The sequence below is a fragment of the Algoriphagus ratkowskyi genome, from assembly GCF_002150505.1.
In the GTDB taxonomy this organism is placed as follows: Bacteria; Bacteroidota; Bacteroidia; order Cytophagales; family Cyclobacteriaceae; genus Algoriphagus; species Algoriphagus ratkowskyi.
This window is the reverse complement of record NZ_MSSV01000016.1, coordinates 1-18,584: the sequence shown is the minus strand read 5'-3', so window position 1 is coordinate 18,584 and position 18,584 is coordinate 1. Positions and strand designations below refer to the sequence as shown.

The 18,584-nt window shown below is 39.4% G+C and carries 18 protein-coding genes; 2 read left to right on the top strand and 16 right to left on the bottom strand.

From position 1 onward, the window contains the following. Positions 1–2 precede the first annotated feature (2 nt). From BVH02_RS15635 to BVH02_RS15610, 6 genes are all read right to left on the bottom strand, one after another. The gene (locus tag BVH02_RS15635) at positions 3–620 is read right to left on the bottom strand and encodes a DUF4159 domain-containing protein (protein ID WP_086502409.1); all 618 of its coding nucleotides are present in this window, start codon (positions 618–620) and stop codon (positions 3–5) included. 240 nt (positions 621–860) lie between these two features. Continuing rightward, the gene (locus tag BVH02_RS15630) at positions 861–2,198 is read right to left on the bottom strand and encodes a TldD/PmbA family protein (protein ID WP_086502408.1); all 1,338 of its coding nucleotides are present in this window, start codon (positions 2,196–2,198) and stop codon (positions 861–863) included. 16 nt (positions 2,199–2,214) lie between these two features. Further along, positions 2,215–3,858 carry a TldD/PmbA family protein gene (locus BVH02_RS15625; RefSeq protein WP_086502407.1) on the bottom strand — a complete coding sequence of 548 codons (1,644 nt, stop codon included), beginning with the start codon at positions 3,856–3,858 and terminating at the stop codon, positions 2,215–2,217. Between the two features lie 436 nt (positions 3,859–4,294). Next, positions 4,295–4,903 carry an alpha-ketoglutarate-dependent dioxygenase AlkB family protein gene (locus BVH02_RS15620; protein ID WP_086502406.1) on the bottom strand — a complete coding sequence of 203 codons (609 nt, stop codon included), beginning with the start codon at positions 4,901–4,903 and terminating at the stop codon, positions 4,295–4,297. Between the two features lie 8 nt (positions 4,904–4,911). Further along, positions 4,912–5,760, bottom strand: a complete 849-nt coding sequence (locus tag BVH02_RS15615; protein WP_086502405.1) for a methylated-DNA--[protein]-cysteine S-methyltransferase — start codon at positions 5,758–5,760, stop codon at positions 4,912–4,914. A 786-nt stretch (positions 5,761–6,546) separates the two neighbouring features. Next, entirely contained in the window at positions 6,547–7,692 is a 1,146-nt protein-coding gene (locus tag BVH02_RS15610) for a cystathionine gamma-synthase (RefSeq protein ID WP_086502404.1), read from the bottom strand. A gap of 132 nt (positions 7,693–7,824) precedes the next feature. On the opposite strand from BVH02_RS15610, the gene BVH02_RS15605 reads away from it, so the two are divergent. Then, entirely contained in the window at positions 7,825–8,517 is a 693-nt protein-coding gene (locus BVH02_RS15605) for a TVP38/TMEM64 family protein (RefSeq protein ID WP_086502403.1), read from the top strand. Here the strand turns inward: BVH02_RS15605 and BVH02_RS15600 are convergent, their stop codons facing one another. From BVH02_RS15600 to BVH02_RS15555, 10 genes are all read right to left on the bottom strand, one after another. After that, positions 8,518–8,658, bottom strand: a complete 141-nt coding sequence (locus BVH02_RS15600; protein ID WP_086502402.1) for a DUF2256 domain-containing protein — start codon at positions 8,656–8,658, stop codon at positions 8,518–8,520. It lies immediately after the preceding gene. Further along, complete coding sequence (locus BVH02_RS15595; RefSeq protein ID WP_086502401.1) at positions 8,655–9,284, bottom strand: flavin reductase family protein; 630 nt, start codon at positions 9,282–9,284, stop codon at positions 8,655–8,657. Before BVH02_RS15595 ends, BVH02_RS15600 begins: the two co-directional genes overlap by 4 nt. A gap of 39 nt (positions 9,285–9,323) precedes the next feature. Beyond that, complete coding sequence (locus tag BVH02_RS15590; protein WP_086502400.1) at positions 9,324–10,427, bottom strand: FAD-binding domain-containing protein; 1,104 nt, start codon at positions 10,425–10,427, stop codon at positions 9,324–9,326. Next, positions 10,427–10,690, bottom strand: a complete 264-nt coding sequence (locus BVH02_RS15585; RefSeq protein WP_086502399.1) for a TIGR03643 family protein — start codon at positions 10,688–10,690, stop codon at positions 10,427–10,429. Before BVH02_RS15585 ends, BVH02_RS15590 begins: the two co-directional genes overlap by 1 nt. Positions 10,691–10,884: 194 nt before the next feature. Then, the gene (locus BVH02_RS15580) at positions 10,885–11,292 is read right to left on the bottom strand and encodes a DoxX family protein (RefSeq protein WP_086502398.1); all 408 of its coding nucleotides are present in this window, start codon (positions 11,290–11,292) and stop codon (positions 10,885–10,887) included. A 421-nt stretch (positions 11,293–11,713) separates the two neighbouring features. Beyond that, positions 11,714–12,235 (bottom strand): hypothetical protein, encoded by a 522-nt coding sequence (locus BVH02_RS15575; RefSeq protein WP_086502397.1) that lies wholly within the window; start codon positions 12,233–12,235, stop codon positions 11,714–11,716. 223 nt (positions 12,236–12,458) lie between these two features. Next, on the bottom strand, positions 12,459–13,961 hold the full coding sequence (locus BVH02_RS15570; protein WP_086502396.1) for an alkaline phosphatase D family protein: 1,503 nt from the start codon (positions 13,959–13,961) through the stop codon (positions 12,459–12,461). A gap of 264 nt (positions 13,962–14,225) precedes the next feature. Then, positions 14,226–15,218, bottom strand: a complete 993-nt coding sequence (locus BVH02_RS15565) for a PDDEXK nuclease domain-containing protein (RefSeq protein ID WP_086502395.1) — start codon at positions 15,216–15,218, stop codon at positions 14,226–14,228. Between the two features lie 84 nt (positions 15,219–15,302). Then, positions 15,303–15,824 (bottom strand): DinB family protein, encoded by a 522-nt coding sequence (locus BVH02_RS15560; RefSeq protein WP_086502394.1) that lies wholly within the window; start codon positions 15,822–15,824, stop codon positions 15,303–15,305. Positions 15,825–16,239: 415 nt separating this feature from the next. After that, entirely contained in the window at positions 16,240–17,070 is an 831-nt protein-coding gene (locus BVH02_RS15555; RefSeq protein ID WP_086502393.1) for a sugar phosphate isomerase/epimerase family protein, read from the bottom strand. A gap of 463 nt (positions 17,071–17,533) precedes the next feature. On the opposite strand from BVH02_RS15555, the gene BVH02_RS15550 reads away from it, so the two are divergent. Beyond that, positions 17,534–18,400: an alpha/beta hydrolase gene (locus BVH02_RS15550; protein WP_086502523.1), complete on the top strand. Its 867-nt coding sequence runs from the start codon at positions 17,534–17,536 to the stop codon at positions 18,398–18,400. Positions 18,401–18,584: the final 184 nt, after the last annotated feature.

The following is an 18,584-nucleotide window of genomic DNA, read 5'->3' as shown; positions in this document are numbered from 1 at the left end:
AATTAGTGTGTTAATGCATAGACCACGATGTTGACACCAAACTTGGTATTGTCAACTTTTAAGAAGCGCTTGTTTCTGAAGTCATAATCCCATTCGCAGCCGTAATCTTTGTTGCTGTAAAGAACTCCGATTTTACCATTTACGACAATTGCTTTCAAGTAATCATGGATCAGGTCATCCCCCCAACCATTAAGCTCGAATGAGGTGGGAGGTGGGCCATCTTCGAATTCAAAGAAGGCTGAATAAATTGGGTGATTATTGGGGATTTTTTGGAGCGCATCTTCTCCAAAGGTTTTGGCCATCTCGGCCTCAAAGGATTTTGCGAAAAGCCCATCGATGTCGTGATTGCAATCATCGGCAAAGACAAAGCCTCCATTTTCTACATAAGTCTTGAAGTTCCTACGCTCTTCAGAGGAGAACTCTACCAACTTATGTCCGCTGATATAGCTAAAAGGACTTTTGAAAATCTCTTTGCTACTCAACTCTACTATTTTTTCTTTCTCATCTACCGGAATTGTAGTGTACTCCACGATAGAGTTGAGCAAGTTGATCGGCATACGCTGATCTGTATCCCAATTGCCGGAATTGTATTTTATTCTGGTAAAGAAAAAGGCTTGCATTTTAGTTGGCAGTTATCAATGAGCAGTTTCAAGTAATCAATCAGCAGCTTACGTCATTGCGAGGATAAATTATAAGTTCGTTTTTGAAGTATCCCTTCTATATCCGAAGCAATCTTTTTTCGAAGAGAAGTGCTGTTCTTTCGTGACCTGAATACCGCATTCTGAAAATTCAGTAAACAATGAAACCTTCGAGGTTTATAAAAAAACCTCAAAGGTTATCACTGTAAACTGAATACTTTCTTAAACAGCGTCTGATAAACTAGTGAAGGTAAAGTCACGAATCTTCATAGGCGGAATTAAGCTTCCTCCTACTCGTTGTGGCTTACCCATAGATTCGATGTTATTAAGCATAATGATTGGGCTCTCATTGAATCTAAAGTTCTTCACCGGGAATTTGATTTTACCATCCTCGATATAGAAAGTACCGTCACGTGTCAAACCTGTGAATAACAAGGTCTGTGGATCTACAGCTCTGATATACCAGAATCTCGTAACCAAGATACCTCTTTCGGTGCTTTTGATCATGTCAGCAATAGATTCATCGCCTCCGGCAAAAATGTATCCACCTCCACCAAATCCTCTTCCGCCAGCACTTGAAAGTGGTGCTACTCCTTGTTTTTCTGCCCAATAGCGAGAATAGGCTAGATTTTTCACTACACCATTTTCTACCCAGGTAGTCTTTTGTCTAGGCAAACCATCACCATCCCATGGTGACATCGGAATTTCCGTATTTGTAGGATCAGATGTAATGGTAACGCGCTCATCAAATAGTTTCTCACCAATACGAGTTCCTCCACCCTTTTTACTCATGAAGCTTCTTCCTTCATCTGCACTTCTGGCATCAAACCCTCGAGTCAATAGGCTCAATAGATCTCCTGCAGCTGTTGGCTCCAGAATCACCGTATATTTACCCGGTTCAATTGCCTGAGCGGTGGAAGATGCCTGAGCTTTCTGCATCGCGATGTTCGTCACATCCTTGGAGCTCAATAGACTGACATCATTGAAATCTCTGATAGCGTATCCAGAACCTTTTCCATCTGTAGTTCTTACAGTCACTGAAAAGTCAACTGAAGTACTTGTATTGTAGTTAAATTGTCCTTTGCTATTTCCACTCGCAACAAATCCAGAAAAATCTTCCAAGTAACCTGCTGCCGTAAGGTCATCACCTCGAGTGATGCCAATACTATCTGCAGCTACCTGTGCCCTGAAATCTGGATCGATCTTATCTGTAGCCGGGCTGAAAGTAGTCGAATCAGGATAAGTCTGAGGACCTAGCATCGGCATATACTCCGGGTTTTCTGGAGCGAGCTTGGCTATTTCTTCCGCACGAGCTACTAATTTTTTCAAAGAAGCATCATCCATCTCGTTTGTAGAAGATGAACCAACTTTTTTGCCATAAACCGAATTGACACTCAAACGAATTTCATTCGTTTCTCCACTCGTGTTTACTGTATTTCTAGCATAACGAATATTACCTGTTCGCCCTCCAAAGATGGATACTTCCATCTCATCTGCCGTCGAATAGGAAAGTACTTTATCTATAATTTGCTTTGCTTGTTCTTTAGTTAATATGGCCATAATTTCCGCGTTGAGGTTAAATATTTCTTCCCGTATTGATCACGTTCACTCCGTCAAATCGGGTAGTGGAACTGCCATGAGAAACTGCTGATGATTGTGAAGGTTGTCCTTTTCCGTCATTGAATGTTCCCATGAATCGATAGTCATCCTTATCACAAATCTTGGTACAAGAATTCCAGAACTCCTGTGTATTGGACTGGTACGCTACATCTTCTAGCATGCCAACAATTTCACCATCCTTGATTTCGTAAAATACGGTTCCTCCAAACTGGAAATTGTAACGCTGCTGATCAATAGAGAATGAACCTCTACCCAAGATGTAAATACCTTTCTCCACATCCTTAACCATATCGGCAGGGGAATATTTCTCCGTACCAGGACGTAAAGAGACATTAGGCATTCTTTGGAACTGTACAGAACCCCAACTGTCAGCAAATGCGCAACCGTTAGATTCAGTTCCTCCCAAAATTGCTACTTGATCTCTAATAGCTTGATAATTAACCAAGACACCGTCTTTGATCAAATCCCACTCTTTACACTTCACACCCTCATCATCATACCCGGTGTTACCCAAGGAATAATCCTGAGTTTTATCTGCGAAAATATTTACGATATCAGATCCGTATTTGAAATCACCTGATTTCCATTTGTCCAAAGTCGCGAAGCTTGTTCCAGCATAATTAGCTTCGTATCCGAGTACACGATCCAATTCCAGTGGGTGACCCACAGATTCGTGAATAGTCAATCCTAAGTGATCCGGATCCAATACCAAGTCATATTTGCCTGGAGTTACGGATTTTGCATTGATTTTCTCTTTGGCTTGCTTAGCTGCTGAGATTGCATCCTCTACTATATCGTACGAGTTGTTATAGCTCACAAACCCTGCTGGATTCATGATTTTGTCCTTGGCAAGGCCATCCATGTATTCATAACCCATACCCATCGGAGTACTTAGCGCCTGTCTTGACCTGAACCCTCCAGCTGCTTTATTCACAGCAGTTACGGAAAAGGTTGGATAAAGTCTATGAATATCCTGGTCAATGTAAGATCCATCCGTAGAAGCAAAATACTTCTGCTCGTTAATCATAAAGATGGCAGAATTGACAAATGCCGCACCATTGTCCATGGCAGCATTATTTGCTTTGAGCAGTAAGTCAATTTTCTCCTTTACAGGAATTTCCATTGGATTCTTCACAATAGGCGTATTCCATGTCACTTCACCATGTCCTTTTTCAGGAGCGAGCACTACGGGCTCAGTTTGTAATTTAGAATTTGCTTTTGCTATAGCAACAGCTGTTTCAGCGCAAGCCTTGATGCCATCAGGCGTCACATCTGAAGTGGCAGAAAAGCCCCAAGTGCCATTTGCGATCACTCGAATACCAACACCAAAAGTCTCTGCGTTAGAAATTCCTTGGACATTCTTTTCTCGAGTAAATACACTTTGGGATAAATACCTGCCAATTCTTACATCGGTATAGGTTGCCCCTTTAGCTTTTGCCGCATTCAAGGCAGTATCAGCTAATAATTTTTTGGCAGCTGTGTCAATTCCTGGTTCTAGCAACTGCTCAGCTGAGACGGGATTGCCCATCATAAATAGTCCGGAGGTGGCTAGGGCACCGAGCCCCATTCCGGATCGTTGGATAAAATCTCTTCTTTTCATGTGTTTTACAATTTTTCAACGGTCATGGAATCTTACAGGGACTATTATTATTCCTGATTGATACCTATTTCGTCTTGCTAGATTTCAATTGAACTCTTGTTTAAAGTGTATGGATTATATTCTCTTTCAAAGTACTCTTATCCATGGATTAAGAAAAATAAAAATACAGACTCGGTAAAATTTAGGGGTCCAAATTGAAAAATGCCTGTTGAGAATTTAAAAACACATCAATTTTTACCCAAGAATACTTAATAAAGCGAAATCAAAAATCAATGCTTAACCTGTTCCCACCACTAATATGTTGTAAAAAAATAGCGGCTGAATTTGACGTTTCAAAAAGTGATACCCAGGTGGGCCTGTAAGCACATAATATAAAACTGATTTTAACCTGAATTGAAAAGTATTTGCTTTAGCCATTTGCCGAAGCTACTTCTTATCAACTCTCAATTGTCCTGAAAGTTAAATTTACTCTAGGCTTTGATACAACTTTAGTAGGCGGAAGTCTATGTAGCCAATGTGTCTGAGTAGTTCCTTTCATTACAAGTAAACTGCCATTTTCCAAAATCTTCGATATCGTCACTTTGGATACTTTATGCTTAAAAGCAAACTTTCGCTCAGCTCCAAAACTCATTGAAGCAATTGCTCCATTTTTTTTCAGATCCTTCTCTGCGTCGCTATGCCAAGCCATCCCTTCAGTTCCGTTGTGATATAAGTTCAGCAAGCATGAGTTGAACGTCTCACCTGATATATCTTCTACAATCTTTTTAAGCTCCAGCAATTCCTTAGTCCACAGCAAAGCTATTTTGGTGGTATTGGAATAAGTGTAATTGAAGGGTTCCTCTGCATACCATGCCACTTTACGCTTGGTTACAATACGCTTTCCAAAAATAATAGCCACATCATTATTCCATTGAATCTCATTCAATAAGTAGTCTAAATAGCTCAGAGCTTTCGCAGAGGGCATGATTTTACCATAGTAATTTACTTCTCCATCCTTTGGGAGCAGATTTATAGTATCGCCCAAATCCTTATTGAATAAATCCATACTTTTTCTTATGTGTCTTGGTTTAATTGAGCAGCTTCCCAACCGATAATTGCTGACTTACGTGTATTCCCCCACATATAGCCACCAAGTTTGCCAGAGGATTGAATCACGCGATGACATGGAATAAGGAAAGCAACAGGATTGCTTCCAATAGCAGTTCCAATCGCTCGGGAGGCTTTTGGCTTTTCTATTTCAGAAGCAATGCTACCGTAAGTCGTCAAATTTCCTATAGGGATCTTTAGCAATGCTTCCCACACTTTCAGTTGAAAAGGAGTGCCATTCAAGTGCAACTTAATCTGGTTGATCTTGCTCCAATCAAGCTGAAATATTTGCATAACTTCTTTCTGAATGTCGTTCAATGACTCCTGATAAGTTGCATTTGGAAATCGGGCTTTCATCGTTGCTTCTCCCTCTTCTTGCTCTGAGAAAAAGGCTAGGTGGCAAATTCCTTTTGTTGTAGAAGCCATTATAATATCTCCGAATGGACTTTCCGCAAAGCTATAATTGATCTGAAGATTCTCTCCTCCATTCTTGAATTCACCAGGGGTCATTCCTTCTATTTTTACAAATAAATCATGAAGTCTTCCTGTCCCTGATAATCCGGTTTCCTGTGCTGCTTCAAAAAGTGTGACCTCTTTTCCTTGCAAAAGCTGTTTTGCGTATTCCAGGCTGAGGTATTGCATAAACTTCTTAGGGCTGACTCCAGCCCACTCACTAAACATTCGATGTAAATAAAAAGGGCTCAGATTCACATGTTCCGCAATTTGTTCTAAAGAAGGCTGGCTTTTAAAGTTTGCCTGGATGAAGGCAATTGCTTCGGCAATTCGCTGATAATTGATGGATTGGCTTGCGTGCATGTCCTGAATGCTAGGTTCCCCAAAAGTAGCCTGTTTCGAAGAATACCAAAACCCGAATCTTGCGGAGATGGTTGATAAGGTATTTTATTTTTAAAATTGATCGTACCGTTGGCACTCTATAAATCTTCTACTCTGATTTGAACCCAGAATTGCATTCTGGGCTTTTACTGGCCTTGCCGTTGGCAAGGATTCAAAGATATATTCAGCTTGTTTTTCCAAAGCAAAATATTCTATCCAAGTACAACTACTCTAAATCAAAAACAATCTGATCATTTTAAAATCCACTTATATCAAGTCTTTTGCCAAAGGCAAAACCCATAGCAGTCCCGAATACAGCGTAGCGAAATTCGGGGCATTAAAGCCAAAAGGAAGTCATTAGAGTGCCAAAGGCACGATCGATAATTTATCTAAACCATAATTTGTTAAGACAGAAAACATTGATCGTACCGTTGGGACTCTAATTCAAAATGAATCTCATTTAAAACCCAGAATTGCATTCTGGGCTTTTATTGGTCTTGCCGTTGGTAAGGGCTCGAATATTAATTAAAAGTCTTTAAAATCGTTGATACAAATAATTCCAATACAAACCGAAATCGTATGACAATAGGACTTTGGTTCGGTAATCTTTTGCCAAAGGCAAAACCCATAGCAGCCCCGAATACAGTGCTGCGAAATTCGGGGTATTAAGCCAAAAGGAAGTTATTAGAGTGCCAAAGGCACGATCGATATTATATATCCGTCTAACGCTCTCCGCGTTGTCCTCCGTGTCCTCCGCGGTTAAAAACCTTAAATCTTCCCCAATGCCTGCGCCAAATCATTCTTCAGATCTTCGGCATCCTCCACGCCCACACTCAATCGAATCAGGGAATCTACCAAACCAACTTTCTCACGCTCTTCTCTTGGGATACTCGCATGAGTCATAGAAGCAGGATGACCACAAAGTGACTCTACACCGCCTAGAGACTCGGCAAGTGCAAAAATCTGAAAGTTCTCCATCACCTTTTTCACATCTGATTCCATGTTTCCCACCAGAGAAAAGGAGATCATTCCACCATAATCTCGCATTTGTTTTTTGGCAATTTCATGATTAGGATGATCTTCGAAACCCGGCCAATAGACCTTTTCTACTTTTGGATGGTTTTTCAAATATGCAGCGATGGTTTTGCCATTTTGAGAATGACGTTCCATTCGTAGGTGAAGTGTTTTGATTCCTCTAATTACCAAGAAGCAATCCTGAGGTCCTGGTATCGCACCACAAGAATTTTGGATAAAAGCAAGCTTTTGAGCCAATTCATCATCATTTACCACCAAAGCTCCCATCACCACATCGGAGTGGCCACCTAGGTATTTGGTCACCGAGTGCATCACGATATCAGCACCGAGATCTAGTGGATTTTGCAAGTAGGGTGAGGCAAACGTATTGTCCACAGCAAGAATTATTTTATTCCCAGTACTCAGCTTTGCCACCGCCGCGATATCGATGATATTCATCATGGGATTCGTAGGTGTTTCTACCCAGATCATTTTGGTTTTATCTGTGATATGAGCCGCTATTCCCTCAGCCTCTAACATGGATACAAACTTAAATTTGATCCCGTATCTTTCATATACTTGGGTGAAAAGTCGATAAGTACCGCCATACAAGTCATTTGTACTGATAATCTCATCACCGGGATTGAATAGCTTGATCACTGCATCGATAGCTGCAACGCCAGAGGAAAAACAAATTCCATGCTTACCGTTTTCCAGTGCCGCCAAGTTATTCTGCAAAGCTGTACGGGTAGGGTTTTGTGAACGTGCATACGCATACTCCTGATGTCCACCAAGGGTGTGTTGTATGTATGTGGAAGTCTGATAAATAGGCGTCATAATAGCTCCCGTGGATGGATCGGGCTCTATTCCTGCATGTATAGCTTTTGTTCCAAATTTCATTTGTAGGTGATAAAGAAGTTTTTTGTCCTTAGAGAAAAGAAAACCTTTTGAGATTTTCGAGGTGATTTTTAGAATGCTCGTGTTAAACTTGCAGTCAGAATTCCCGGTGAACTGATAGATTACAAATCAAATATGACAAAAAAGGGCAGGATATTCAAAACTATCCGTCGGTACTTCGGCAAGCATCCTGCGGGAATTTTCGCTTGGCTATGGATCACAGCAATGCCTTTTGTGGGAAGTTTGATTTTTGCTACTAATTACGACTTCTTAGAACAGTATCAACTTCTCACGCCTTTAGATTATTTTATCTACACCACATTAGGTGCTTTATTGATGGGTTTAGCATTTTTACCAACTACCCTGATTGCAATTGCCTCTGGATTTTACTTCGGATGGTCGTCCTTACTTTTCTTAGTTATTGGCTACAGCTTAGGTTCAGTATTAGGTTATGCATTGGGTAAATTCACTAATCTGGGTTTTACGGAATTACTTTTCAGGAAGAACCCTAAATTTCATCGTGAAATAGAAGCCCGAAAGGAAAAGGAAGGATCACTGGTCTTTTTCGTGAGGATTTCTCCTATTGTCCCCTTTGCAGTTTCCAATTTCCTCTTTGCATCGATGAACATCAAGTTGTGGAAAGTGTTGGTATACGGGATCCCAGGGATGCTTACCCGAACCGTGCTCGCATTCGCTGCGGGAGTTCTGGCGAGTTCTTATCTGGCTGCCAAAGAATCTATGAATAGCCCATTACAATGGGGGATTGGCATTGCTTTGCTCATTATCGGTGTGGCGGGGATTTATGGATATGTGAAGAAAAAGCGCTAATCATAGCTTACTATCCTTATTTCTTCTACACCTCTCACTACAGTATTTCACCGCTTCCCAATCCTTTTCCCACTTTTTTCGCCAAGTAAAAGGTCTCTGACAGATCAGACAGATCTTAGTTGGGAGATCAGATTTTTTCATTTATAGTTGGGGATTTCTTCCTCTCTCACGTACGGAAAGGAATTCAATCTAGTTAAACCATAATAGCTGTTCAGGCCGGAAATCCCGACGCCGGAAGAATGCTGCAGATCCAACTGTCCTAATTCATTTATAGCTTCATCAGGAAGCACAAGCATCTCCACGGAACCGATCACAAATAGGCATCCGTTGGGCAAGGGAATACTTTCCAGATGTTTCATCCCAATTTTTACTGGGCTGTCTTTTACGAAAGGAGCATGAAATCCTCCGATGAACTCCTTTTCCAATTTCATCCGATCAAATTCAGACTCGCTTCTTTCCAGTTTGGCGGAGGTGTAATGTGCTTTTTCTATAAATGATTCAGATACGTGATTGATCGTGTAAAACTCGGTTTCCAAAATATTGGAATAGGTATCTCTAGGGAATTCAGATTGTGGGCGCATGATAAAGGCCAGCTGAGCAGGGCTTGATCCCAGATGCACCACTGATGAAAAAATTGCTACGTTTTCATTTCCTGCCAGTGATTTAGTGCCTATGAGATTGGCTGGCTTGATACCAGAGATCGAGTTGATCAGATTCAGTTTGTACTTTCGCTCTAAGCTTTCAATTTGTATTTTGTGCAGCTGCATTTTACTGGTTATTATCTTATACTTTATACAAACCCCTTTTTAATCAGTCTTAAAATCGATCTCCATTTTACATTTTTTCCAGAAAGCAAAAAATGAAGGGAAATAGCCATCTACTGCACTGAGCCAATCTCTAGGTTCTTCTTTTCCCTGAAAGTGACGTGTAGTCGGATGTTCTTTATAGATGATAAATTCTTGTCCAACTTGATCGATTACTTCCGAAAACTCTCCAACTAACAGCTGAATCCCTGAAATGTTTTTGGCGAGCTCGAGAGTGAAGTCAATACACTTCTGACTCACAGGATGAGTAACGAAGAATGAAGGCTCTAACAATAAAACTCGCTGAACTTCCTCCCCAGCATGCCAGTAAGGATCTATGTTGTAATAGGTATAGATAAGAGTAATTCTCTCTTTGTCCAGCTGCGGTTTTTTGCCGATTGGCAAAACTGTCTCTAAGTCAAAATTAACGGTGCTTTTCAATTGAGCAGGTATTTCTAGCTGATCAAATGCTTCATATTCTACATCCAAAAAGGTATTCTGCTGGCTCCCGTCGAAATACTTGTTTATGTTCCATTGATTAGCATAGTATTTTTTGCTGGAAAAAGCACCCGCTACCCACTGCCAGCTTAGGTGATTACTTGCCAAATCCCCATCCAAAAGATGGAAATACAACCATTTAGCCGGATGAAGCCAGTGAGAATTAGCCATGTTGCAGCAGATCGAGGCTACATACATCCGCATGTGGTTGTGCATGTATCCACTCTCGTAAAACTGTTTGATCGCATGATCCACAGCATCTATTCCTGTTTCTGCATTGACTATTGCCTCAGGAATCTGATGATTAGCAACAGGAAATTGCTCCTGCTTCAAATCCGACATAATCGCCTCCCCTTTTGCTCGCCACACCTGTTGCCAGTAATCTCGCCAAGCCAATTCCTGAATAAGCTTTTCGCATTTGTACCAAGGTAAACCTAGGCTTTTGATATAATCATAAATCTGCTTGGTAGAAATCACACCACGAGAAATATATGGGCTTAACCGAGTCACGGCACCGTCTTTAAAATTTCTGGTCGCCCCATAGTTCTCAAGGTCTATCGCTCGAATCCTTTTTTTTATGGATTCTAAATCGGTTGGAAAATAAGCCACTAGGAAAATATATTGAGAGAGATACTTCTTTGTCTGGAGCACTTGAATCGCTCGATGTCAGGATTTCTCTTTTTGAGATGTTTCTGACTTACTCCGCTATTCACTCGCTTTCGCCACATTTTGAAGCTGCTTTCCTTCAACTCTCTTCGCATGAGTTTGATTACCTCAGCTTCATTCACTCCAAATTGTGTTTCTATAGCTTCAAAAGGAGTCCTATCTTCCCAGGCCATTTCTATGATTCTATCTAATTCGCGCTCAGTCATCTTGCTGCTACTATTTATCAAAAACTTGCCTGTAAGATTAAACTGAAGGCATCATTCCAATTCTTAAGTAGTTTAGAAGCGAAAATGTTTTGTGCTAGGCACAATACAATACTAGTTGCTAGGATCTACGGATCGCACACAGAGATTTAACGCCCGAGCTTCATCACACTAACAGAGATTGGGCATTTAATTTTTTATCCGGCTCTCTTCTTACTAAGAAGACAGTCAACAGCATAGCTGTTATCCTTCACATTATGTACTAGATATGCTACAAAAGCAATATGAACTAACTGAGATGTTATTACATCCCAATTTTCTATCAGGGTAGAACCAAAAATCAGCGTCAATAACACTGCTGCTGTACCTATAGCAGACACTCGAGAGAATAATCCGATGATAAGTAAAAAACCAAAAATCAATTCTGCAAATGGTAAAACATAAGAAAAAGGTGTTGTCAGTAACTCGGGTAACATGGAATTTTCAAAAGTCTTCACCATGCCTTGGCTGAATGCTTGAAGCTTTGGTAAGCGAACCAATCCATGGCCAAACATACTGAGGCCTATCGCTAATCTTACAATCAAATAGGAAATTTTACTGTGCATCTTTAAATGAATAATTGTGGGAAATATCTCTTAAAGAGATTTAAACCCGATTTTGGACTTAATGTTCAGATAGATTACTCGAGAAAAAGAGTAGAGATTTAACTTGATATTGGGTTAACTCACTAGCAGACAATAAGGAAACCAGAGAATCTTCATTTCCTCATCCTGCTTTAAGATAACCATAAATAGCAATTCCAATTAATAGTCCGATGATGGCAGCATCATAGATTTTAGAGGATTTACTTGTCTTTACTTTTTGCAATAATTCTTAATCTGTTAATGCTGTTAAGTTATTTTGATTCATGTTTCTGTTTTGTGAAATTGGATGATAAGTATAAACTCGGTAGGAAAGATAATAGGGAAATCTGCCTGATATGGAAGTCTAACTACTACTATTGGGCTATAGGGATTTATTTATATACTAGTATTGGACACCCGTTTTCTCTAGGCCAAATAGCATAAGATCCTTAAAATTAGGATACACAAGGATCATATATAGCACAAAAATCACAACAGTAGTAATCAGAGTGATTTTTGCAATCTTTTTTGTCAAGGTAAATAGAATCAGGATTAGATATATAATTCCGACACCAGTCACACAAATATGAACCGACATATCAATGTAGTTTGAATCAAAAATTTCGGCTGTCCAATTTAGGAAGTCAACACTTTGTTGAAAAAAATAATCACAGCTTGTTCTGATATTCGGAAGTAGTGAGAATGCCATTAAAAGCCCTAACGAAATAAGATTCAACCAATAACTCGTTTTTCTACTGATTAAATAAATCCATGAGGATGGAATTAATAGGTAGTACACAAAAATATTTACTACGTTGTAAGTAGTTCCAAACAGGAAGGAAACCCCATAAAGTCCTCCCATAACAATCATAAAAATTTGATGGAATAGGGAGTTAGAATTATCTAACCAAACTTGTATTTCCATTTGAATTATTTTTAGTAAGGTTAGAGTAATTTGTCAATTGGCTAAAAGTGGTAGAATGCATGGCTTTATATAGCTAAGATTATATGCTAGAATAATGTCGGCAGGAAAAATAAAAGTAAAATCTGCCTGAAAAGGATATTTAACGGCTACTTGTGAATCGGAGCTTTGCTAGATGTAAAGTTAATTCTTTGAACGAATGTCTATCCTTGTTAGCAATTGCCAATTACTTATTTCGTGGGATTAATTGATCATAAGACAACTGATGCTCCTCCATGATATTCCCATATTCATCGATCAATCTGAAGGTGACCCGAGGCAACTCGCCTTCCCTATCGAATACTAATTCTCCAAACGCTTTTAATCCCAATCCAAGATACCCGAATAGTTGTGTCGATGAATTCTTTGCAATCGCTTCTGGTCCTGGAACGCCACCTAAGGAAGCTGGGCCAAATTCGTAGAACTCAAAATCTCCCTTTCTGGGAATAGTAAAGCCTCTCGCTCCATGGCGGTCCCCACTCAGCAACAGTACCCCAGGTATATTTTCTGTTTCTATCAATTTATGTATCTCCTCCCGTCCCAGCGTATCCCAAGTTCCCCAGGAATCCTTTCCTTCAGAGATGTAATCACTCCACATCGTTCCACTAGTGATCAGCTTGTACGGAGCGGTGGATTTTGCCAGCACATCCTTTAGCCAATTGAGTTGGGCTGCGCCCAAATAGGAATTGTATTCGCCTCTTCTGTCATTCTCACGAAAAGAACGGGTATCCAGCATAATTACCTCTACAGCTCCTATCCGCGTATTGAAGTAAATCCCATCCACCTCAGTTTTAGGGTTATTCCAGTTTTCCTTCCACAGGCGGCGGAGCGCATCTCTGTCCACCTCGCTAACTCCTTCTGGCAAACCACTAAGATCATTGTTTAGATAATCATGATCATCCCAAGCAGCATAAAGTGGGACATTTGCAGCCAATTTTCTCCAAGGCTGCGAAACATCCCGAAGCAAGTAATCAGCTCTATGCATGCTCAGCTTAGTATCTCTATCATCCACAGCAAGGTCTCCGAGTAGCAGCATCGCGATTGGATTTCTCGCTAAAATAGCGTCCATCAAGTTAGGATTGTGCAGACCTATTTTATGAAAATCAGAAGCAAAAGCTAGTCGTAACTCGCTTGTTTCTCCGATTTTTGAGGATGTTTGGAAAGTACCTTTAGCAACCTCTGCACCTTGTATTTTCATTAAATAGGAATACTTCGTCGATGATGACAAATTCCCTAAGACGATTCGCTCAGCTTGTCCGGCCACGCTGGGATTAAAAATATATAGCTTTGTTTCTTTACCAGCTAAATCAGCTATTTCAATTTCAATCAGATTTATACTTGCTGGTCTAAACCAGATAGTTACGCTATTCTCTTTCAAATCACCCAACATCGGGCCTGAAATCAAAGGAATGCCATTTTTGACAGCAGCTGCTACAATTCTCTCGTCTGTAAAATCAACTTCATTCTCCTCAAATACCGACCTAGCTTCCAAATAAAACTTTCTAATATTCTCAGGTAATCTCACATAACTATCGAGCAGCAAACTGTCAATTTCCAACGTTCCCTTGTGTGCTTGCGGTAAAGTGACGTCATGCCTTACCGGTATGGAATCAGTTCTTTGTGCAAAAGTGGCAGTACTAAAAAGACTGACGATAAGGGTAACTAAGCTGGATACTTTCTTAAATCTCATTGAGAGTGGGTTATCAGGGGTAATGAAAAAGTTAAATTACAGTTTTAGCGGGTGATTAGAAAGTGGGTTTATATGCAAGTGATCTAGAAGAAAATCGGAGGTAATAGGATAGTAGGATAAAGTTGATAGAAGGGGTAAAGAAAAAGGGGAAGGCTGGAAAGGATACTTAGCTCTAAATCTAGACTAAGGTCAGTGGAGCTTTCTCTCAACATTGTCGAGAGTTTGGAGCCTATCATCTATATACACCTATAAAATGACTCTTATTCAGGAAATCAATTCCTTCAGCTTCTCTTTTGTAGGTAAAACCGTTTGATATTTACTGGCAAAAATCTGCTCGTTATTTTCGGGTAAAGTATATTGAACTACAGATTCATTCTTGTTTTGACATAGGATCAACCCTATTGTCTTATTTTCATCCTTCAATTTAACCTCTCTGTCATAGTAGTTTACATACATCTGCATTTGCCCAATATCCTGGTGTTTCAATTCACCAATTTTTAAATCTATTAGAACAAAGCTCTTTAAAAATCTATTGTAAAAGACTAGGTCAATCCGAAAATGCTTGTCATCGAATGTAATTCGCTTCTGACGAGCAACGAATGTAAATCCAGTGCCTAATTCAAGTAAAAAATGCTCAAGCTTATCTATTAACTTTTGTTCCAAATCACTTTCGGAATAACTTGAATATTCTGGTAATCCTATGAATTCCAAGACATATGGGTCTTTAATCGCATCTTTTGGGTTTTCAATAATCAATCCTTTTTCCGCTAGCTCTGATACTTTATTTTTTTCTCTACTTAAAGTTAACCTTGTGTATAATGCAGTGTCATATTGTCTTTGCAACTCCTTCAAACTCCAATTACTCTTAAAGCTCTCTATCTCATAAAATTTACGTTCATTTTCATCTTCAATCCGCATAAGCTTTAAGTAATGTGACCAACTTAAGTTGAATTGGTCAGAAACCATCTGACCTTTTGAATACGTCAAATAAAATGTCCGCATTTGTTTAAGGTTTGTAGCCGAAAACCCTTTCCCGAATTCTAGGGATAATTTAAGGGAGAGTTCACTTATCAAATTCTGCCCATACTTAGCTTTTTCTTCTCCCTCTTGCTCTTGATTGATAATCAACTTACCAATTTCAAAGTAGGTGACTACCATGGTGTGATTAACTGATTTAATCACAGCTTGTCTAGCTCCTTTAAGTAAGTCAGCGATTTTCTCGTAAAAACTATCCTTGTTTTTTGTCAATTCATTCATCAAATTCAAAATTTACTCATACACCTCATAGCCATTCTTCTCTTGAAACAATATCTGGAAAACTAGATGCTTCTTGTTTCATAGCTACAATTTTTTTTGAATATTTTCAAGTTGCTTGCTGTGTCTTTGAGCGTGCTCAATCATTAAGTGAAGCCATTCGTATCGTGTCAAACCATCTGGAGATGGTGGAAATTCCAGTTCTGAAATCAAGGCTTTTAGGTCATAGTTTTTTATCACTTCAATTTGACTTTCTTTTTGTTGCTTTAAGTTTTTTAATAAGTCTTCAACATTATGAGGCGGTTGTTCGGGCTCCAAGGGTAATGCAGATTTCATTTTATCCTTGCTTCGAAAGATGTTTTGAATTACACTGACTTGTTCGTCATAGGGGCGGTTTGTAGACTCTGTTTTCCCGTTTGACAATTGTTGAAGTATACCTCCATTTGACTTTGTAATATGCTCTGCTACTTGCCCTGCTGTCCAACTCCCCTCGAAGGGAACAGTGTTGAGTTCTTTCTCTGAAAAATTTGAAAGTGTCTTATTGAAGTTTCGATGGGTCGTTTCAATCTCATTAATGAGTTCTTGCTGCGTCCAAGGTTTTGTATCCATTTTGTTTAAGTTAATTGGTTAAGCATTTAATGAATTTAAAAAAGAGATCTCAAATAGAGTAGTCGGTATAAAATTTAATTTAATCCAAATGCGAAGGTTTACTATAGAAGTATTTTTTTTTACTAACGTGAAGAGTTTAAACGAAATCACACCAACAAATAGTGTTAGAAAAATGAGTCTCCACGAATTAACTTTCTGACCTTTTTATAAACACATCAAATTAAGGACGTTCAATATTGAGAGAATCACAAATTCTAATGAATAAAGGCGTGGTTATAATCTATGCCTAGATTACGCTCAATGGGGCGCATTTCATTTGCTATCGTATAAAAGTTGTTTTTTAAAATCCTAAAAATAAAAGGCTGAACTCTAAAGAATTCAGCCTTTTATACAACAAAAATATTGTGTTTAACTATTATTTAGTGGCTTCTATTACACCCCTAAAATAACCCACAGATTCGGCAATTCCCATAAATGGATTGTCCATGTTTCTTTCGTGTTCCAGAGCGCAAACACCTGTGTAACCTACTTTTCTAATCATTTTCACTAGTGAAGGAAAATCGATTACACCACGGCCTACTTCGAGTGAATAACCCAATTTAGTTGGTGCGGTTACATCTTTTATGTGCATATCGAAAACGCGGGTGTGGTATTTTTCAAGGTCTGCCACAGCGTCTTTACCGTTGCGTGTATCGTGACCAACGTCCAAGCACATTCCAATTCTAGGATCGAGATCTTTGGTGTGGTTCCAAACATCTTCGGCATCTGGAAAGATTTTAATATCCGGTCCGTGCAAATGGATGGCAAATTTAAAATCATACTCCTTTACTTTTTTATCGACATAAGGAAGCAGCTCAACATTGGGAACGCCAACAATCAGCTTTACCCCAACTCTTTTTGCATAGTCAAAAGCCCTGTCAATTTCCTCTTCGGTTTTCATATAAATTGGGCCGATTGCGTAACCGACAACATCATTGGCTTTCAGTTTAGCATGAAAAGCAGCAATTTCCTCATCGCTGCTCGTCATTGGCAAATGAAAATCCTTGATGCATAAATAATGTACATCTACAGCTTTTAATGTTTCAAGTGCTTTGTCGAGATCGAATTTTGCGAAGGTGAAACCCGCTATTCCTACTTTAAAACTTTCACCAGTTTCAGGAGGTAGCTGAGGTCCTGGTCTGGTTTCCTGTGCGTTGCAAACCGTAAGTGTGATTGCAAACAAAAGTGTCAATACTTTTAATTTCATTGTTAATTTATAATATGATTATGTCGCATTTAAGTTAGCGATTATAAACGAACCTGCCAGCTGGCAGGCAATTAGAAAACCTGCAAGAATTACGACCCAGGCAAGAATGCTACTAACGAACTTGAATTTTGGAATAAGTTCAGCATGACATTCAATTTCAAATTGATAAGGATAAAAAGTAGGATCGAACGTAAAAAATGCTTTGGTATAGCATTTTAGCGAGAGGCCAGCATCCAGCGCTGGAATCTACTCCTAGCAGACTCAACGCCTAGACTACGCTCAGTGGAGGTAGTCGCTTAATCCTTTAACCTAAGTAAAAAAACAAAAAGTGACCGTCGGAAAATCTGCAAGTCCGAAAAAAAAGTAACGATTTTTATATATTCATCTTTATGGTAGATTAATGCATTCATATTTTTTTATCCAAAAAATCAAACAGCTACTCAATCCAAATTCCCCAACCGATATGAAAAAATACACACTTGCTTTATCCTTCTGTTTATTGTTTTCAATAATTGCTTTTGCACAAGACAGTAAGGTTTTTGACCAAATGACAATGCAGAGTAAAATACTCAATATGGAGCGTAAATATGCGATCTATCTGCCACCCGGATATGAGACCTCGCAGCGCTCTTACCCTGTCTTGTATCTCCTTCATGGAGCCGGAGACGATCAGACAGGTTGGGTACAGTTTGGAGAAGTCCAACATATCGCTGACAAAGCCATCTTAGAAGGAAAATCTACGGCCATGATTATTGTCATGCCGGATGCCAATACAGGTAAGCGGGGTAACTTCAATGATATCAACAATGAATGGCGATATGAAGATTTCTTTTTTGAGGAACTGATGCCTGAGGTAGAAAAAAAGTACCGAATCAAATCTGAGAAAAAGTATAGGGCAATAGCTGGATTGTCCATGGGAGGCGGTGGTACATTTTTCTATGCCATGCACCGCCCTGACTTGTTTTCTTCCGCTTGCCCTTTAAGTGCATCATTGAGGAATTCCACTTTTGAAGAATTCAATCAAGGACTTCAAACCAATAAAACCGAGGTAAAAAATACTGATAACCTCGAAGGCTATTATGACCGGCATTCCGCACTAAGGCAAATCGAATTGAATGAAGTGGAAGCGATGAAATCTGTAAAATGGTATTTTGATTGTGGGGATGATGATTTCCTTTATGAAGGAAATAGCTTAGTTCATATCGCAATGAAGAAAAAAGATATCCCCCATGAGTTCAGAATAAGGGATGGCGCTCATAATTGGACCTATTGGAGAACGTCCCTTCCCGAAGTGTTATCATTTGTATCAGATACCTTTCGTCAGAAATAGGCATTAGGTAGATTTAGAACTGTTCTTGTAGAAGTAATTCGTGTTGTTTGAGTCTGTGGGAAGGGCCACCTCAAAGCGTAGACTACACTCAGCAGGGGGTAGATTCACTTTATTCCCCTTCTGGGTGTAGAGCGTTAAATTTGACTAGGTGTAGTTTGTAACTACACCTTTTTATTTTTCTGGA

Excerpts from the sequence above, each read along its gene's own strand:
- BVH02_RS15580 (WP_086502398.1), bottom strand. The coding sequence starts at position 11,292 with ATGCACAGTAAAATTTCCTATTTGATTGTAAGATTAGCGATAGGCCTC.
- BVH02_RS15560 (WP_086502394.1), bottom strand. The coding sequence starts at position 15,824 with ATGGATACAAAACCTTGGACGCAGCAAGAACTCATTAATGAGATTGAA.
- BVH02_RS15550 (WP_086502523.1), top strand. The coding sequence starts at position 17,534 with ATGAAAAAATACACACTTGCTTTATCCTTCTGTTTATTGTTTTCAATA.
- BVH02_RS15605 (WP_086502403.1), top strand. The coding sequence starts at position 7,825 with ATGACAAAAAAGGGCAGGATATTCAAAACTATCCGTCGGTACTTCGGC.
- BVH02_RS15625 (WP_086502407.1), bottom strand. The coding sequence starts at position 3,858 with ATGAAAAGAAGAGATTTTATCCAACGATCCGGAATGGGGCTCGGTGCC.
- BVH02_RS15635 (WP_086502409.1), bottom strand. The coding sequence starts at position 620 with ATGCAAGCCTTTTTCTTTACCAGAATAAAATACAATTCCGGCAATTGG.
- BVH02_RS15595 (WP_086502401.1), bottom strand. The coding sequence starts at position 9,284 with ATGCAGCTGCACAAAATACAAATTGAAAGCTTAGAGCGAAAGTACAAA.
- BVH02_RS15615 (WP_086502405.1), bottom strand. The coding sequence starts at position 5,760 with ATGCACGCAAGCCAATCCATCAATTATCAGCGAATTGCCGAAGCAATT.
- BVH02_RS15565 (WP_086502395.1), bottom strand. The coding sequence starts at position 15,218 with ATGAATGAATTGACAAAAAACAAGGATAGTTTTTACGAGAAAATCGCT.
- BVH02_RS15575 (WP_086502397.1), bottom strand. The coding sequence starts at position 12,235 with ATGGAAATACAAGTTTGGTTAGATAATTCTAACTCCCTATTCCATCAA.
- BVH02_RS15555 (WP_086502393.1), bottom strand. The coding sequence starts at position 17,070 with ATGAAATTAAAAGTATTGACACTTTTGTTTGCAATCACACTTACGGTT.
- BVH02_RS15610 (WP_086502404.1), bottom strand. The coding sequence starts at position 7,692 with ATGAAATTTGGAACAAAAGCTATACATGCAGGAATAGAGCCCGATCCA.
- BVH02_RS15585 (WP_086502399.1), bottom strand. The coding sequence starts at position 10,690 with ATGACTGAGCGCGAATTAGATAGAATCATAGAAATGGCCTGGGAAGAT.
- BVH02_RS15620 (WP_086502406.1), bottom strand. The coding sequence starts at position 4,903 with ATGGATTTATTCAATAAGGATTTGGGCGATACTATAAATCTGCTCCCA.
- BVH02_RS15570 (WP_086502396.1), bottom strand. The coding sequence starts at position 13,961 with ATGAGATTTAAGAAAGTATCCAGCTTAGTTACCCTTATCGTCAGTCTT.
- BVH02_RS15630 (WP_086502408.1), bottom strand. The coding sequence starts at position 2,198 with ATGGCCATATTAACTAAAGAACAAGCAAAGCAAATTATAGATAAAGTA.
- BVH02_RS15600 (WP_086502402.1), bottom strand. The coding sequence starts at position 8,658 with ATGAAAAAATCTGATCTCCCAACTAAGATCTGTCTGATCTGTCAGAGA.